The organism is Methylomonas sp. LWB (assembly GCF_001856095.1).
Lineage (GTDB): Bacteria > Pseudomonadota > Gammaproteobacteria > Methylococcales > Methylomonadaceae > Methylomonas > Methylomonas koyamae_A.
In genome coordinates, this window is sequence record NZ_MKMC01000100.1 from 164,559 (window position 1) to 181,540 (window position 16,982).

18 protein-coding genes are annotated in these 16,982 nt (G+C 52.0%); 9 read left to right on the forward strand and 9 right to left on the reverse strand.

Translation table 11 applies throughout. The annotated features are described in order from the left end of the window. Positions 1-24: 24 nt before the first annotated feature. The 6 genes from BJL95_RS23365 to BJL95_RS23390 all read right to left on the reverse strand — a co-directional run bounded on the left by BJL95_RS23365 (position 25) and on the right by BJL95_RS23390 (position 7,231). Complete coding sequence (locus BJL95_RS23365; protein ID WP_071160949.1) at positions 25-1,353, reverse strand: cellulase family glycosylhydrolase; 1,329 nt, start codon at positions 1,351-1,353, stop codon at positions 25-27. Then, on the reverse strand, positions 1,346-2,548 hold the full coding sequence (locus BJL95_RS23370; protein ID WP_071160950.1) for a glycosyltransferase: 1,203 nt from the start codon (positions 2,546-2,548) through the stop codon (positions 1,346-1,348). The genes BJL95_RS23365 and BJL95_RS23370 overlap by 8 nt, the downstream gene beginning before the upstream one ends. Beyond that, positions 2,548-4,542: a lipopolysaccharide biosynthesis protein gene (locus BJL95_RS23375; protein WP_071160951.1), complete on the reverse strand. Its 1,995-nt coding sequence runs from the start codon at positions 4,540-4,542 to the stop codon at positions 2,548-2,550. The genes BJL95_RS23370 and BJL95_RS23375 overlap by 1 nt, the downstream gene beginning before the upstream one ends. 11 nt (positions 4,543-4,553) lie before the next feature. Further along, positions 4,554-5,240 carry a polysaccharide biosynthesis/export family protein gene (locus BJL95_RS23380; RefSeq protein WP_217631729.1) on the reverse strand — a complete coding sequence of 229 codons (687 nt, stop codon included), beginning with the start codon at positions 5,238-5,240 and terminating at the stop codon, positions 4,554-4,556. A 270-nt stretch (positions 5,241-5,510) separates the two neighbouring features. Next, positions 5,511-6,374: a polysaccharide biosynthesis/export family protein gene (locus BJL95_RS23385; RefSeq protein WP_217631730.1), complete on the reverse strand. Its 864-nt coding sequence runs from the start codon at positions 6,372-6,374 to the stop codon at positions 5,511-5,513. Next, positions 6,290-7,231 carry a glycosyltransferase family 2 protein gene (locus tag BJL95_RS23390; protein ID WP_071160954.1) on the reverse strand — a complete coding sequence of 314 codons (942 nt, stop codon included), beginning with the start codon at positions 7,229-7,231 and terminating at the stop codon, positions 6,290-6,292. Before BJL95_RS23390 ends, BJL95_RS23385 begins: the two co-directional genes overlap by 85 nt. A gap of 421 nt (positions 7,232-7,652) precedes the next feature. Between BJL95_RS23390 and BJL95_RS23395 the strand changes: the two genes are divergently transcribed. The 3 genes from BJL95_RS23395 to BJL95_RS24370 are packed head-to-tail and all read left to right on the forward strand — an operon-like array spanning position 7,653 to position 8,820. Next, entirely contained in the window at positions 7,653-8,123 is a 471-nt protein-coding gene (locus tag BJL95_RS23395; protein WP_071160955.1) for a hypothetical protein, read from the forward strand. Between the two features lie 41 nt (positions 8,124-8,164). Next, positions 8,165-8,413: a hypothetical protein gene (locus BJL95_RS26145; RefSeq protein ID WP_368086622.1), complete on the forward strand. Its 249-nt coding sequence runs from the start codon at positions 8,165-8,167 to the stop codon at positions 8,411-8,413. 47 nt (positions 8,414-8,460) lie between these two features. Next, positions 8,461-8,820 carry a hypothetical protein gene (locus tag BJL95_RS24370; protein ID WP_083386230.1) on the forward strand — a complete coding sequence of 120 codons (360 nt, stop codon included), beginning with the start codon at positions 8,461-8,463 and terminating at the stop codon, positions 8,818-8,820. Between the two features lie 230 nt (positions 8,821-9,050). Here BJL95_RS24370 and BJL95_RS26150 read toward each other — a convergent pair whose 3' ends face one another. Further along, entirely contained in the window at positions 9,051-9,350 is a 300-nt protein-coding gene (locus tag BJL95_RS26150) for a hypothetical protein (protein WP_175463788.1), read from the reverse strand. Between the two features lie 178 nt (positions 9,351-9,528). Between BJL95_RS26150 and BJL95_RS23405 the strand changes: the two genes are divergently transcribed. Continuing rightward, complete coding sequence (locus BJL95_RS23405) at positions 9,529-11,649, forward strand: bifunctional (p)ppGpp synthetase/guanosine-3',5'-bis(diphosphate) 3'-pyrophosphohydrolase (RefSeq protein WP_071160957.1); 2,121 nt, start codon at positions 9,529-9,531, stop codon at positions 11,647-11,649. A gap of 86 nt (positions 11,650-11,735) precedes the next feature. Beyond that, a complete protein-coding gene (gene infA, locus BJL95_RS23410; protein WP_064025941.1) occupies positions 11,736-11,954 on the forward strand; it encodes a translation initiation factor IF-1 in 219 nt (72 codons plus the stop codon). Between the two features lie 28 nt (positions 11,955-11,982). Here infA and clpA read toward each other — a convergent pair whose 3' ends face one another. Together clpA and clpS are read right to left on the reverse strand one after the other, a co-directional pair. Then, positions 11,983-14,259 (reverse strand): ATP-dependent Clp protease ATP-binding subunit ClpA, encoded by a 2,277-nt coding sequence (clpA, locus tag BJL95_RS23415; protein WP_071160958.1) that lies wholly within the window; start codon positions 14,257-14,259, stop codon positions 11,983-11,985. 9 nt (positions 14,260-14,268) lie between these two features. Further along, complete coding sequence (gene clpS / locus BJL95_RS23420) at positions 14,269-14,592, reverse strand: ATP-dependent Clp protease adapter ClpS (RefSeq protein WP_064025936.1); 324 nt, start codon at positions 14,590-14,592, stop codon at positions 14,269-14,271. Positions 14,593-14,720: 128 nt separating this feature from the next. Here clpS and BJL95_RS23425 point away from each other — a divergent pair, with 128 nt between their 5' ends. The 4 genes from BJL95_RS23425 to BJL95_RS23440 are packed head-to-tail and all read left to right on the forward strand — an operon-like array spanning position 14,721 to position 16,830. Then, positions 14,721-15,176 carry an NUDIX hydrolase gene (locus tag BJL95_RS23425; protein ID WP_064025934.1) on the forward strand — a complete coding sequence of 152 codons (456 nt, stop codon included), beginning with the start codon at positions 14,721-14,723 and terminating at the stop codon, positions 15,174-15,176. Next, positions 15,173-16,273, forward strand: coding sequence for a tRNA 2-thiouridine(34) synthase MnmA (mnmA, locus tag BJL95_RS23430; protein WP_064025932.1), 1,101 nt, complete (start codon positions 15,173-15,175; stop codon positions 16,271-16,273). Before BJL95_RS23425 ends, mnmA begins: the two co-directional genes overlap by 4 nt. Continuing rightward, the gene (locus BJL95_RS23435; protein WP_071160959.1) at positions 16,260-16,517 is read left to right on the forward strand and encodes a type II toxin-antitoxin system RelE/ParE family toxin; all 258 of its coding nucleotides are present in this window, start codon (positions 16,260-16,262) and stop codon (positions 16,515-16,517) included. The genes mnmA and BJL95_RS23435 overlap by 14 nt, the downstream gene beginning before the upstream one ends. Continuing rightward, positions 16,501-16,830, forward strand: a complete 330-nt coding sequence (locus BJL95_RS23440) for a helix-turn-helix domain-containing protein (RefSeq protein ID WP_064025928.1) — start codon at positions 16,501-16,503, stop codon at positions 16,828-16,830. The genes BJL95_RS23435 and BJL95_RS23440 overlap by 17 nt, the downstream gene beginning before the upstream one ends. The last annotated feature ends 152 nt before the right edge of the window (positions 16,831-16,982 follow it).

The following is a 16,982-nucleotide window of genomic DNA, read 5'->3' on the forward strand; positions in this document are numbered from 1 at the left end:
ATCATGGACTAAAGGTCGCAGCGATTAGCGCCACTCCAAAATTTGTAACTGCTGGGCTACCGGCACGGACACTTTGCCGCCATTCACGGTTAATGCTTTCGAGGTCTGCTTGAGCGGTTGATGCAAGGTCGCCGACTGGATATTCGCCAACTCCATCGTGCCGGCATTCTTCGCCCAAAACATCAACAACTGCGTGCCGTCCGGTTTCATCCAACTGACGCTGAACGTTGCCAAGTCCTTGGGCAAACTGCTGACTTTCGGCATGGTCCCCGGATTAAGACGCGGTCCGGTAATGGCCAGAAATTTGGCTAATGCGGTATAGGCCGGCTTGGGATTGCCGTTCAGGTCCAGTAGACCATAATAGCGATCCCGGTAACTGGCGCGCTCGTCCAGGTCGGACAGCGCAAACAAAAATACTCGATCGAAATCGACGGCGCTGATCAACGCCAAACGCCGCAATAGATAGTCGGCTTGGCCATCCACGCCGATCAAGTCCTGCTCTTCCTTAGGACCGTCATAGCTTGACCATCCCCATTCGGTGGCCCAAATCCCAAGCGGGCTGGTAGCGCGTAAACGGGCATTCAGAGTTTTGGTGCGGACGACAAAATCCGCAACGCTCGGGTCGTCCCCTTCCGGGGACAAACTGTAAGGGTGATAAGCGACTATCGATCCTCGCCACGGCGAACCGATCTTCTGAGCCAACTCTTCCAACATCAAACCGCTGCGCAACGGCATTTGACTGTAATACGCCATGCCGGCCATCACCACCGTCTTGTCCGCAGCGCCGCCGCGCAGAGCCTGGTAAGATGCGTTGAACAATTTGCCGTAGTCGTCCGGACTGGCCAAGGGTTGCCAGAACGCCGGCAAATTCGGCTCGTTCCAGACTTGCCAGGCATTGACTACAGGATACCGTTTGGCCAGGGTCACCATCCGATCCGCAAAGACATTGACATCCTTGGGCGGATACTGATCGGACTGCCCGAACGGTAAAATAGAGCTACTGGCGAACGGTGCCGAACCAACCAGATAAACAACCGATTTAACCTGCTGTTGTTGCAACGCATCGGCAACGCCGTCCAAGGGTTCCCACACAAATTTTTTCTCTTCCGGCTCCAGGCGATCCCAATGTACATCGATCCTGACCCATTCCAGCCCGAGCGCCTTCAGTTGACTCAACTGTTGGCTGTATTGCGCCTCATTGAACCATAGCAGGTGGGCATTAACACCCAGGAAATCCTTCCAGACTAATGGCTTGGGCGGAATCAAATACAGGTCCGCGGCCCTTGGCTGGTTAAACGCCATTCCCGCAAACAAGAAGACCAAGCCGATTAAACGCCAAAATTTGCTAATCATGACTTTTCCCCGAAACTGATTTAAACATCGCGCTGAAGGCAGACGCGATCCGCGGCCAAGCCCGAGCTTGGCCCATTGCCGTCGCCGAGCGGCTCCACGCGCCAATCGTTTCCGGCTGATCCAATAATTTGACCAATTCGGTCGCCAACGCCACACTGTCGCCTTGCGGAAACACGGCACCGTTGCCATGGGAAACTTCTTCGACGAATGCGCGGGCATCGGAGCTGATCACCCCCCGACCGCAAGCGTTGGCCCAGGACAAAGCGCCGCTGGTGCCCAACATGCGCCCCAAAAAGGCGAGTTTTTTCGACTCCTTATAAGGCAGCACCAACACATGATGCGCCTGGATGATATGGGGAATCTCGGCAGCCGGCACATCCAACTGCCAATGAACATGGCTTTCCGCCAAGCCCGCTTCCGTCAATTGGCGTTGCAGCCCGGCAATGTAGGAATTATCGTCGCCGAATGCGATGTCTGGCGCGGTTCCGCCAGCCAAGGTCAAACTCAATTTCTGCTGGGCTTCCGGTCGTTGCCGAAACAGTAAGGCAATCGCATCGATCAAGTCCTCGATCCCTTTGCCTTTATAAATAAAACCGAAATACAACAGCTTTAACGGCCCGTCCGGTGGCGCTATCGGTGGAGCTTGCTCGTCGATCGTAAAGTTGCCGTGCGCTATCGTCGTCACCGCGCCGCTGGCGAGCTTCATCCGCTGCTCCAAACAACGCGCTCCAGTTTCGGTCAAGGTGACAATTCCCGACAAACGCCGCGCCAAGCGCCGCTCCCTCGCTAACGTCAACGGATCGGCTAGCAATACCAAGGCTTGATAAACGGCGCGCGGTAGTCGGGCCGCCATCGCCAACGGCCCCGGCAAACTGGCGGGCTTCCAGATTAAGCGCTCGGGATCGTGCACGGTGGCGGTTAACGCCACCGTCGGAGCATGCGCGGCTAGCCATTCCAATGCCAGAAACTCTCGTATCCGTCCTCCGCCCAACTCAGCATGCACCACGTCATAAACCGCCCAATCGATTGTCGCCATGTACCGGGCCACGCTTTCCGGCGTACCTGCGATAGCCATCCCGGAAAAAGGCACGTCGACAGTGACGCCCTGCCCTTCAAGCGCATTTTTGAACGCGGCCGCGTAATCGGCAATGCCGGTTTGCTCGGGAGGCAATGGCGAAATCAGAGCTATGCGCATCAGATTGCTCGCTTCAAATTTTCGAACCGAGCCAATAAGCTGGCCGGAACCTCATAACTGCGACGATTGACGATCACGCCGTCCACCTTTTGGAACGCGGTTCTCAGGATCGACAACGCATTTTCGATGACGGGCACCGTTGATTGGCCAGCTTGAACGACCAGCAGAATCAAATTGGCATTCCTAAGCATCAGAAATGCCGCTCTGTTGCTGGACAGGGCCGATGCTTCAATCAACACGACTTCGCCGGGTTTCGCGACATCCGATTCGTTTACGGCGATTCGGGCGCCGATTTTGCGGTCAGCCAATACCTGCAGAAACGCATGGGCGATAAAACTGACGCCTTCGCCATGCCTAGCCGAGGCTATGCCTATCGTCAATCCTTCGTTCGCAAGTCTGTCCCTGGGTAGCAAACTATAAAAGCGGTAAATGGCGGCGTCGAAAATCGCGGTTTGGCTATCTTCCTCCCGCTGATCCGGTATCGAGCACCAAGTCGGTACGCCGAACGCGGTTTCGATCGAACTGCCGTCATGGATGCGCTGGTCGAGCAGATAGCTCAGATAAATCACCAGAAAACCAACCGCGATACCGGCCGGAAACGCCGCCAGCAGTATCGTCAAACTTTTGGGAAACACTCTGGCCGGACTAAACGTAGCCTCCTCAATGACCGCTATGTTGCTGATCCGGCTTTTATCCAATTCTCGGTCGATTCGGGCTTTTTCCAGACTGCTTAAATACAAGGCATGGCTCTTTTCGGCCTCTGCCAAGGTGCGTTCCAATCGGGAAATTTCCGGTTCCATGGTCAAGATGCGTTGGTAGTCGCCTTTCAGTTCGGCCAGTTCGTTGTCGTATGCGGCAATCCGCGCGGCAAGCTCGTGGACCCGCGTACTGCTTTGCAAGGAATTCCGTTGCAATGTCGTAAACAACTCGTTGGGCGCGCGATTTTCCATATTCTGGATGGAATGGTTTTCCAAATCGATTTGAGCCTTCAGCGAATCGATGGCCGCATCCAGATCGTTGATTTGCGGAGCGTCAGACTTATAAACTTTCAGCGCCTCTACCCGATCAACCTGCATTTGATTCAGTTTGATCAACAAATCCTGACGAACCGGGTTCAAACTCAATTCCCGCAGAGTGGTGACTTCCTTAGGCAAGCCCATCGCCAATTGATTGGCGCTGGTTACGCCTTTTTGCAGGCCGGATTGTTCCGCGATGGCTTCAGACCGTTCGGCATTCAACTTGTTTAAGCGGTTACTAATGGCTTCCAACTTATCCTTGGAGCTGATACCGTCGATGCTCATCAGCAATGTCGCCAACGTATTTTTATCTTCGGCGATCTGTCTTGCCAATTTCCGGCTCTCGGATTCGTAAAATTCGTAAAGACTCTTGTCCCCGAGCGCTCGCGCGCGCTCTTCTTGATAAAACTCAATCCACTTGGAAACCACCTGTTGGGCTATATAAGGGTCGTCCCAGGTAAAACCCACTTCCATCACATTCGAACCGGCGGCGTGAGTGACCTCGAAGGCTTTCTCCAATTTTCCGACCAATCGATCGACTGGCGTTTGGTCTTCGGACAAACCCACCGAGACCAAGCCACTTCGCAGTTTGTCCAATACCCAACCGGCGGCTTCCTTCATATGATGCTTGAGGGTTTTCCAGAAGCCCTGGGGCGCTTGACCTTCCATCTGGGTCAAATAATATTCCGCGACCTTACGTATGATGGGGCGGCCGGTCAGCATTTTTTCTTCGTCGACCACCGGATCGCGCTGCGTGCTGGGCGCCACCAAGGTTTGCCGGTCGCCAAACTCGATCGGCAAAATACTGGTTTCACGGCCCGGCTTGACCAATAACCGCGCTTCGGACTCGAATCGGGACGGCAATAAAAACGCGCCGAGTACGGCCACGCTAACCGTAACGACGACAGCCAGCCGAAATTCGTTGTAAAAAATGAAAAATAGCCGTGCGATGTCTCTAAATGAGCGGATCTCAATCATGGCGTCAGAAATTAATTTCCATTGGAATTGTTAACGGCGTTTGTCGTGTTGTTGTTGGCCGGCGTCCAACTGTAGCTGGCGCCCAACCCGATGGATTTGGTGAAGGGCAGTAACTGATTCATGTACAAATCCACGACTTCGATGGCATTGCCCAACGCGGATTTGGGCACGAACACAATGTCGCCGCGTTTTAACATCACCGGACGACGCTGGGCCTGAATTTCCAAAAGCTGACCGAAATCGGTAAAGTACGCTTTGTATCGATTCGTTGCGTCGAGCCGCAACAATGCGACGTGACTAGCATCGGCCGTAGAAAGTAGTCCGCCGGCACCGACAATGGCTTGGTCGAGGCTGGTTGGCGTCGTAATGTCGATCGATACCGGATTCTGCACCGCCCCACCGACTTGTACCCGGTTTCCCGGCGCGCTCATGATGTTCACGGTAACCTTGGGATAACGATAAATTTTGGCAAGCCTGCTGGAAATATCGTCGGCAATTTGTTCCGGAGTACGGCCAACGGCTACTACGGTACCGGCGTCCAGATAAGAGAATCCCCCGTCAGGGCGGACTTGAAAGCGGGTATTTTCTTCAGGTTCGACCCTTGGCGCAATGTCCCGGACGATTTGCAACACGTCTCCGGCCATGACGTGGGTTTCCGATTCGGGTAAATCTTTGATATCGGCTACTTGCAATTCCATGGCATCCGAAGCTATTTCTTCGGGCAGTGGTATTTGGCTGGGTGAACTACAAGCAGTCAAACCCATACCGCTTAGGCAAAGCGCAAGGAGTAAGGTTTTCGGAAATAGTGGGATCAACAACTGCTCGAATGCCTTCTCGCCCACACAGATCGAAGTCCGCCGCCTCGATCCGCCAATGCCGGCTAAGGTCGGTCGGCTGGCGTCCAACCAGGCGATTTGGATGGAACGGTATCGGTTTCCGTGAATTGTGCTCATTTTAAAATTCGCGGCCTATTGGATGTAGCCGTAACTGAAGTAACTCAGCCCGAGGCCGACGGACTTGCTAAACGGAATCAATTGTCTGAAATACAAATCCACCACTTCTATCGCGTTGCCCAAATCGGATTTCGGTGCGAACACGACATCGCCGCGCTGCAACAATAAACGCTTTTGCCTGGAGGGGTCGTCCAGCAACCGAGCGTAGTCAATAAAATAAACTTGGTAAAGATTGTCCTCGCCTATCCTGAGCAATGCGACGTGTTCACCATCCGCCGCCGCTTGCAATCCGCCGGCGTCCAGTATTGCTTGTTCCAAACTCGTGGGCGCGCTGACGTCAATATTGGTGGGTTTGGCGACGGCCCCACCGACAAACACCCGATTGCCCGACCCGTTAGCAATGTTGACCGCCACCAATGGATAACGATAAATTTCGCCCAGTTTTTCGGTAATTTCGTTAGCAACCTGCTCCGGGGCACGACCGGCGGCCTGAACTAAACCCACATTCGGGTAAGCAAACTTACCGTCCGGACGCACGAGGAACACCGTTGGTTCGCTTTTTGAAATCGGCGTTGGAGACTGCCTGAGGATACGTAGCGTGTCCCCGCTTACGATCCTGGTAACCGGAACCGGCAATTCACTAAGATCCATCCTTCGCAAATCCCGTTCCGCCATTGCTTCCTCATCCGGTAAACCGACTTTAGCAGGCGAACCGCAAGCAACCAATCCCAGAGTTAGAAGATATGCAAGAACCGGAAAATGCCGCCGTACCCGTCCGTAGCGGTTTTCAAAAGTCATGATAGATCCAGAGACTCCCAATAACGAGGAAACATGCTGATGCGCCGCTTCAGGGCCAGCGGCAAGGCCTTGTGTATCCAACCTAGCCGATACCCCAACAATTTTAGCGCGGAACGCAAAATGCATTCGGGTATTCGCCAAGTTTGTCCCAACTGAATGATGTGCTTAACTTCTGAAATGACAAAACGCCGCCCTTCCCCGCGTGCTCTGCCGAATTGGCGTTCAATCCAGTCTTCCTGCCCGTAAAACACGCCGATATCGAAATAACGCCGAAATTCTTGCCAAAGAGAATAACTGTGCGAATGAACAACGAGAGCGTCGGCTTCATAGCGGACGCTCCACCCGGCCAGCAACATTTTAGCGGCAACATAGGCGTCTTCGCTACCGATCACGTCGATCGGAAATCCGCCGACCGCCTCAAGGGCAGTGCGTCTGTATGCCGCGAACGAGTCGGAGCTGAAACAAGTCTTGAGACCCAATCTGGCGGAATCGGAAAGTACCTTGGTTCGGCTCCGCGAGGGGTAGTTAAAATAACGGGCGTGCGCTTCGTGAATATCGGCTTCCGGGCGCGGCAACTGCCGCCCGTATGCCACGCCGACATTGACATCCAACAACACCGCATCGCGCAACTTACGCAGACTTTCCGTATCGGCCAAGATCGCGTCCTGCGTCATAAAGATCAGTATGTCGGCGGACACCTGATGGCTGGCCCAACGCCGAGTCCCGCCATGATTAAATGTTCCCGGCGGAATCGTTTCAACCCTGGCTCCCGCCGCCACAAAACGTTGAACGGTGTCGTCCGTCGAGTGGCTATCTATAACCAACCATTCATCGGGTTGTAACGACTGATTCGCCAGCGCCGGCAACAGCCGATCCAAGTGCTGACTGGCATTCCAAACGGGAACGATAACTGCAGTTCGTACCAAATCAGTATTCATCTGCTAACTCCTACGGTCTTAGGTAACATAAGGTTTCGACGGTGTTAGGCGGCCTTAAATTGAGCCCGAAATTGCTCTAATGCCGGCATCTCCCGCCAGCCTCACCCTGAACACGAGTTAACAGTCTAACTAGGTATTCAAACGAAGCCGCGACTTTTAACTATGTTATTTAACTGAATCACACAATACCGCCTTGGTAATTTCTTTAGCAAAAACAAAGCCACCTATAAAAGTTCTCCAGGCTTGAACGAACAATCCCGGCTGCACTGCTTCCAAAACCACGGGTTACCGAGCGCTTGAAGTGAATATCGTAGACCGGAGGAACGCAATGCGGCGCAAGATGTCTGACCGTTCAAAAGTCGCGTATTAAACGATTGGCATTTAAAATGTCCGGACACAAACAATCACCACAGGAGCACACATGCACCAACTTGTAGCACCCCTCATCGTTGCCGCGCTAACAATGTGGATCACCAACACTTCCGCAACGGAAACCATAACCGTACCAGACAAGGTCCGGACCAATGTTCTGAAACGGCACCCACAAGCCGAGGAATTAAAAGCCACGGGTAATGAAGTCCATTTCAAAAACCCATTGCTTGCCATCAGCTATAAAACTGTGGAAGGCGACACTAAAATGGAGCTGTTTCGTAACAATGGCGCCCTGTTCACGAATAAAATGGCATTAGAGGCGCCCAGCGAAGGCCTCCCGCCTGAGTTGAAAAAGGCACTGACCGAGCAATTTCCGGGAGGCCAGATTAAAAAGGCCGAACTCATCGTCAATCCTAACGGCATCGGCGAGGAATACGAAATTCATGTCGATGTCGGCGGAACTCTCTGGCACGTTGCTGGTACCGATAACGGTGAAATCACAGAAAAAATTAAGGATTGAGTGAGTTGCCGCTAACCGAAATCCTTACCGGTATTTGGGAGATGGAAAGTGCCTATCCCTCATCCGCGGCGCCACTAGCCCCGCCTCCCACCAGAGTCGAGGCGGCAGGACTTGCACCGGGTTTTGACCACTTTTGGATAAACGGCTATTGGGATTGGGTTGGTACCGGGTATATTTGGCGCCCCGAATATTGGCAAGCCCCACGAGCTGGTTTCGAGTGGCAACCCCATCGCCGGGAACCTGCGGGGCCGCGTTGGCAAGGCCGCGCCGGGCATTGGCGGCAACGCTAAAGACCCACCCCAGCCGAGCGTCCTCCTACATTTAACAGGTGCAATTGATGAAATTTCGAACCTTACTGACGCTGTCGTTCGTTGTCGTCGGCTTTGCCTTTCATCAAATCGGCTGGACTCATGGCAGAGGCGGCTGGCATCCGCACGGCCATTCCAGTTTTGGGTTTTACTTTGGCGGCCCCGTATACCCCTTCCCCTATTACCGTTACCCCGACCCTTACTATTATCCACCAGCAATTATCTCTGTCCCACAGACACCACCCGTATATATCGAGCGCTCACAACCCTATGCGCCCCAGTATCCGGCAGGTTACTGGTACTATTGCCACAACCCGGAAGGCTATTATCCTTATATCAAGGAATGCCCCGGAGGCTGGCAACAGGTGGAACCGACACCACCTCGCTGAGGACGACCGCAATGTACCGTTCCCCACAACACATACTAGCCTGCAAGCAGGACGGCAGAAACAGCACCGGTCAACTTGCGGCCCATATGCGAAATAACGAAAACCGTCATCCCGAATCGAATTTGCAAACCATGGCTAAGATTTGCCCGATACTCGTGATGCTTACCTTTAGCGGTTGTGTCAACCTACCTACGATTCCGAGTGTAATGGCTCTACCAGGCACCAGCCTATCATTCGAACAGTTCCGCGACGATGATGCAGATTGTCGCCAATACGCTTACATTCAAATCGGTGGGACCACGGCAACTCAAGCCGCAACCGAAAGCGGCGCAGCCAGTGCCGCGATCGGTACGGCCGTGGGCGCGGCGGCCGGCGCGGCGATAGCTGGAGGCGGCGGCGCGGCGATAGGTGCCGGGACGGGCTTGGCAGTCGGGAGCATAGTTGGAAGCACGACCGCCGAACAATCGATATACGCAACACAACATTACTATGATATGGCCTATATCCAATGCATGTATGCCAAAGGACATAGAGTCCCAGTCTCTGGCGAATTCCGTGACAACTTCGGCCAACCTCCCATCACGCGGGCCGTCAATATTCCACCCCCGCCACCTGGATCGCCGCCGCCTCCGCCCACTCGCTGAACGATAGCTTTCGGCACTAGGGTTCCGGGCTGATTCGACTTCATAAATCCTTTTCCAATTGAATATGAGCGAACACACAGAGCTGGCGCTATCTCTGTTCCCTGATTTTACAGGCGATGATCGCCTCCGTATTGCCGACGCACTCAACCTGGTCGACGAATTGGGCATGGCAACTCCCGCTGACGCCTTGCCTCCACGCCCGAAAGGTATCGATGTCGCGGCGATTCTGACTTCGGTACATATCGATCTTGAAACCATTCTGGCGGCGGTTCTCAGCGATTCTCGCCTTACCGGCCTATTGAGTGATACCGAGTTGCGCCGACGCTTCGGCGACGTCGTTGCAGACTTGGTTAAAGACGTGCATTGGCTGAATAACGTCAGCATATACAGCCCGGACATGGCGAACGAGCCGAATCAGACCGAAACGCTGCGCCGCATGCTGTTGGCAATGACCCACGACGTCAGGGCGGTATTAATCAAGCTGGCCTATCGCATTCAACGCCTGCGCAACTTATTCCGCGAACAAACGGAAATCCGCCATTTCATCTCGCGGGAATCCCTGGACATCTACGCACCACTCGCCAATCGTTTAGGCATTAGCCAATTCAAGTGGGAGCTTGAAGATCTGGCATTTCGTTATTTGGAACCGGAACAATATCGAGCAATTACCGAATCTCTCGCGAGCAAGCGCGAGGAACGCGAGGCCTGCATCGAAGCATTTCTGGCAATGTTGCGCCAGACATTGGACCGGGAGGGAATCGCCGCAAAAATTTACGGGCGACCAAAACATATCTACAGTATCTGGCACAAAATGCGCCGCAAGCAGTTGGCCGTCGACGATCTTTACGATTTGCTGGCGGTCCGCGTCATCGTGGACACTTTACCCAGCTGTTATACCGTACTGGGTGTGGCACACAGCCACTGGCGCCACATTCCCAAGGAGTTTGACGATTACATCGCCAACCCAAAAGAAAACGGCTATCAATCACTACATACCGTGGTTTTGGACGAAGCCGGCAATCGGATCGAAATTCAAATCCGTACCCAAGCCATGCACGAATTCGCCGAACTAGGGGTTGCCGCGCATTGGCGTTACAAGGAAGGCAGCAAATTTAACGCAGCCACCGAGAAGAACATTGCATCACTTCGTCAGTTGCTGGAAGACAAAGACAACGGCAATCTCCTGGAAAATTTTCATACGGAATTGTTTTCCGACCGAGTATTTGTTTTAACGCCAGCCGGTAAATTGATCGACTTGATCAGGAGCGCTACGCCCCTGGATTTTGCTTACGCGATTCATACCGAAGTGGGTCACGGCTGTCGCGGCGCCAAGATCAACGGTCAGATCAAGCCATTGACTTATAAGCTGCAATCCGGCGAACAGGTCGAAATCATCACAGTCAAAAACGGCAACCCCAACCACAATTGGCTAAATCCGAATCTTGGTTATCTAAAAACGCCAAGGGCGATCAGCAAGGTCAAGAGTTGGTTCAAACACCAACAACAAGTGGCGAATATCGCGTCTGGAAAACAGGTTCTGGAAAAGGAAAGCAAGCGACTGGGCATTAAAGCGATCGATATCGACGAATTGATTAAGCACTTCAAGACGCCGGATGCCGAGCATTTATATGAAGCACTCGGCCGCGGCGACATCAACAATCGGCAATTGGCCGGCGCATTGAAAATTCCTGAGCTGGAACCGATACCGATAAAGCTTGCCTCAACCCAAAGTGCTACACAAGCTGCCGTGATCGTTGAAGACATCGACAATGTCGTAACCACGCTGGCTCAATGCTGCTCGCCAGTAAAAGGCGATGAAATCGTCGGCTATATTTCCCATAAACGCGGAATCACGGTTCATCGAAGCGATTGCGAAAACATTCGCCACTTGACGCCGGAACAACAATTGCATGTGATTAAAGCGGATTGGAGTGGTCACCACAAGATTCACCATAACGTGCCAATCCTGATTCACGCTTATAACGCGCCAAATTTGCTGGGTGACGTTTCGCAAATATTGACTGCTTCGAAAGCCCACATCAGTAACGCATCGTTAAAGACTCACGATGATTTGTCGGCAATTCTGCAAATGTCGATTCAGATCGAAAATACCGCGCAACTGAGTTCGATATTGGCTCGAATCAGTCATCTGCCCAACATTGTCGAAGTCAAACGCAAGGTTTGAAGTACTGAAACCCTTAAACGTCTTATCGTTAGCCACAGCACCTCTCACCGTGCTAACATAGGCGTTTTAATTTAAGGGCTTTTACTATGGCGAAAGAAGATCAAATCGAAATGGAAGGTAAGGTTATCGATACTCTACCGAATACGATGTTTCGAGTCGAGCTGGAAAACGGACACATCGTTACCGCACACATTTCCGGCAAGATGCGCAAGCACTATATTCGGATCCTAACCGGCGATAAAGTTCGTGTTGAGATGACTCCGTACGACCTGACTAAGGGACGCATCACGTTCCGCAATCGCTAACCCGTTAGGGTCAGCGATTGCTCTGTCTTTATAACACCTGATTCAGCTCCGAAACCATCATCTGTTTGCCCTCAATCGCAAACGCCAAAGCTTCATTCTCAACATAGATACGCACATGCCCACCGTTGGCTAAGCGACCAAATAACAAATCCTCGGCAAGCGGTTTCTTGATTTTTTCCTGTATCAATCTGACCATGGGTCTGGCTCCCATTTTTTCATCGTAGCCACGTTCCGCCAGCCAGGCTCGCGCGGTAGGCTCGAGCGTCAGGGTGACGTTCTTATCCGCCAGAACAGCTTCTAGCTCGAAAATGAACTTATCGACCACACTGCCAACCACAGTCATATCCAGCGACTTGAATTGTACAATTGCGTCCAACCGATTTCGAAACTCCGGCGAGAAACCGCGCTCGATCACCTTCATGCTGTCGGAAGCGTGATCCTGCTGAGTAAATCCGATAGAAGCCCGACTACCTTCCTCCGCACCTGCATTCGTGGTCATAATCATTATGATGTTACGAAAATCCGCCTTACGCCCGTTATTATCGGTCAACGTACCGTGATCCATCACTTGCAGCAACAAATTAAAGACATCCGGGTGCGCCTTTTCTAACTCGTCCAGCAACAACACAGCATGGGGATGCTTGGTAACGGCTTCGGTCAACAAACCACCCTGATCATATCCAACATAACCGGGAGGCGCGCCAATCAGTCTCGATACGGTATGCCGCTCCATGTATTCAGACATATCGAAACGAATCAACTCTATACCCAATACCTTCGCCAACTGTCGAGTTACCTCGGTTTTACCAACACCAGTGGGCCCGGCGAACAGGAAGGAGCCGATGGTTTTACTGGTATCGCGTAATCCAGCACGGGACAATTTAATCGCGGTTGCCAACTCGCAAATCGCTTCGTCTTGGCCAAAGACCAACATCTTCAAGTTCTTCTCTAGATTGGCTAGTTTTTCTATGTCGCTAGACGACACCGACTGGGCCGGTACTCTAGCGATTTTAGAAACGATTTCCTCAATTTCCGGGATGTCTATCGTATCCTTGCGCCCCTCGCCAGTGAACAACCGCTGCCTGGCACCCGCTTCGTCAATCACATCGATCGCCTTGTCTGGCAGGTGTCGATCTGTAATATACCTCGCCGACAGTTCAACGGCGACTCGCAATGCTTCCTGGGTGTATTTCAGGCCATGATGTTCCTCGAAGCGCGACTTCAAGCCTTTCAAAATCAGCACCGTATCTTCAATAGAAGGTTCAACGACATCGATTTTTTGAAAACGTCGGGCTAGCGCGTGGTCCTTCTCGAAGATACCTCGGTATTCCTGATAGGTAGTCGACCCGATGCAGCGCAACTGACCGGAGGCCAGCACCGGCTTGATCAGATTTGATGCATCCATCACGCCACCGGAGGCCGATCCGGCCCCAATAATCGTATGTATTTCGTCGATGAACAAAATCGAATCGGGTTCCTTTTTTAACTGATTGATCAGGGATTTTAGGCGCTTTTCGAAATCCCCCCGGTATTTGGTACCGGCGACCAAAGCACCCATGTCTAATGAATAAATAACGCTGTTCAGTAGAATATCGGGAACGCTTTCCTCTACGATACGTTTCGCGAGCCCCTCGGCAATCGCCGTTTTCCCAACACCGGCCTCGCCAACCAGTAGCGGGTTGTTCTTCCGGCGACGGCATAGCACCTGTATTGTGCGCTCGACTTCCAACTCCCTACCGATCAGCGGATCAATATTGCCTTTTAGCGCCTCATCATTGAGATTGGTTGCATATTTTTCTAACGGACTTCCCATGGCTTCCGAACTGCCACGCTCGGCTTCCGGCTCCTCGGTATTTTCCTTTTTATACTGCTCGATCTTCGAAACACCGTGAGCCAAATAATTGACGACATCCAAACGGGTAATGTCCTGCTTATTCAGAAGATACACCGCATGGGAGTCCTGCTCACTAAACAACGCGACAAATAAATTCGCGCCTGTGACTTCTTTTTTATCGGACGCCTGAACGTGGAAAACCGCCCGTTGAAGCACCCGTTGAAATCCCAAAGTTGGCTGTGTTTCTCGCTGAACGCCTTCCGGTATCAACGAAATCGTTTCGTCGATAAAGCGGGTCAACTCAGCCCGCAGGGCATTCACATTACAGCCACAGGCAATCAGTATCGGTATCGTTGTCACGTTGTCCAGCAAAGCCAACAGCAAATGCTCGACTGTGATGAATTCGTGCCGCTTGGCATGCGCCACGGTAAACGCGGAGTTCAAAGTTACTTCAAGTTCTTTACTTAACATGACTACCTCTTACGCCTCTTCCATTGTGCACATCAGCGGATGATGATGCTCTCGGGAATATTCGTTGACAATATGTACTTTAGTCTCGGCTACGTCTTTAGTGTAGGTTCCGCAAACCCCGACACCTTGGGTATGAACTTGTAACATGACCTGCGTCGCCTTCTCTTCAGTCATGTTGAAAAAATGGGTCAATATTTCAACGACGAAATCCATCGGCGTAAAATCATCGTTCAACAAAATCACCTTGTATAGGGGCGGCCGCTTCAACCGCGGCTTGGCTTCCTGTAGCGCCGTGTTAGCGTCGTTATCTCTAAAGGGTTCAAATTCGGACATAAGCTCTAGTGCTACAAGTATTACGTATGTTTCTAAAAATAGCGTCTTCAAAAGCAAATTTCAATCTTTGCGCAGTTAAAAAACATTTCGAGTAAAATGCCGGCCTTTTATCGTCAAATGTCAACATGATGGTCTGGAAACCACACGTTACCGTTGCCGCGGTTATCGAGCGAGACGAGCGTTTTCTTCTGGTGGAAGAGACAACAACCCGCGGGCTTGCGTTCAATCAACCAGCCGGACATCTGGAAAACGGCGAAGACCTGATCGACGCCGTCAAACGAGAAGTCAAGGAAGAGACTGCCTGGTGCTTCGAGCCTGAAGCCGTCATCGCCGTACAACTCTGGCGGCGAGCCCCCGAAACACCGAGCTTCGTGCGCTTCTGCTTCAGCGGTAGCGTTAACAATCACGACATGGACCAAACGCTGGACGACGGCATTATCGCGACTCACTGGCTCAGCCGCAACGACATTTACGCTCGACAACAGCAACTGCGCAGCCCGCTGGTACTGCAAACCGTGGACGAATACCTTAAAGGCACCCGGCATCCGTTGACCCTGTTGCAATCATTTCTCGATTTCCCATGAACAAACACATCATCGTCGGCATGTCCGGCGGCGTCGACTCTTCTGTTACTGCTTTAGCGCTGCAAGAACAAGGCCACAAAGTCACCGGTTTGTTCATGAAAAACTGGGAAGAAGACGACGGCACCGAATACTGCACCGCGATGCAGGATTTGGCCGATGCACAGCAGGTTTGCGACCGTTTGGGCATTGAGCTGAAGACCGTCAACTTCGCCAGCGAATACTGGGATCAGGTTTTCGAAGTCTTTTTATCGGAATTCAAAGCTGGCCGCACACCCAATCCCGACATTCTTTGTAATAAACACGTCAAATTCAAAGCGTTTTTGGATTACGCAATCGAAGACCTGGGTGCCGAATATATTGCCACCGGCCATTACGCCCGCGTTCGCGAACAAGACGGCGAATTCCAATTATTAAAAGGCCTGGATCCCAACAAGGAACAAAGCTATTTCCTGTACGCAATGGGCCAGAAAGCTTTGTCACAAACCCTGTTCCCGATCGGCCACCTGCACAAACCAGAAATCCGGGCGATGGCCGATAAAGCAGGCTTCGCCAACAGCCGTAAGAAAGACAGCACCGGTATCTGCTTCATCGGCGAACGTAAATTCAGGGAATTCCTGGAACGCTATTTGCCCCACCAGCCCGGCGAAATGCGCACTCCGGAAGGTAAATATATAGGCAAGCATCACGGCTTGATGTATTACACGCTGGGCCAGCGACAAGGCTTAGGCATAGGCGGGGTTAAGGACGCGCCGGACGAGCCGTGGTTCGTGTTGGAAAAAGACCTGATCAACAATGTGCTGATCGTCGGCCAGGGCCACGATCACCCTTTGATGCTGCACAGCATATTGGAAGCCGGCCAACTCGACTGGTGCGGCATCAAACCCTTGACCGAAACCCTGCGTTGCGCCGCCAAGACTCGTTACCGTCAGCCCGACCAAGAATGTGTCGTCGAACCGATAGATGGCGGCCGCCGCGTCAAAGTCCGCTTCGACGAACAACAACGGGCGATTACGCCAGGGCAATCGGTGGTGTTTTATCAGGGCGAGGTTTGTTTGGGCGGCGGGATTATTGAATCGAAGTACAATGAATCGAATTGAATGGCAGCCTAAAGCGGTCAAGCAACTACGAAAAATAACCGATAAAGTATTGCGCGAGCATATCTACGATTCCACTCAAGTTTTGAAAGACTTCCCCGATTGCTCCCAAGTAAAAAAGCTGACCAAACACGCCTACAGCTATCGCTTGCGTATCGGCGGCTATCGGGTATTCTTTGAATTTGACGGCATCGTCAAGGTTGTTTCGATTGAAGAGGTGAAAAAACGTGATGAGCGCACTTACTAACGTACAAATTATCAACGGCATCGACGGCAACCCGGCTTTTGTGGTGATTCCCTATGCCGACTATCTGAAAGAACACGCGGCCAACAATGCCACTATTCCTAATGAAGTCGTTGGCGCCGTTATTAAACAAGACATTACCCCCATTAAAGCTTGGCGGGAATATTTGCATTTATCGACAGCCGAGCTAGCCACGGACTTAGGTATCTCAGAAGCCGAATATATTGATATTGAAAACCAAGATAAACCTCGCAGAAATATATTAAAAAAAGTCGCAACAGCATTAAGGATTACCGTTGCACAATTGACTGTTTAACAGGCTGTTGAAATTTAAAAATCTGCTCCACTTTTGCCCCCAAAAACGCATTTCCCGCAAAATAAAATTTTGTAAGTCCTTGATTGTTCATTGCAGCCAAATGCCTTTTAGCGACAAACAGAAGAATTTCGGAAGATTTTTTCCACCGAGTT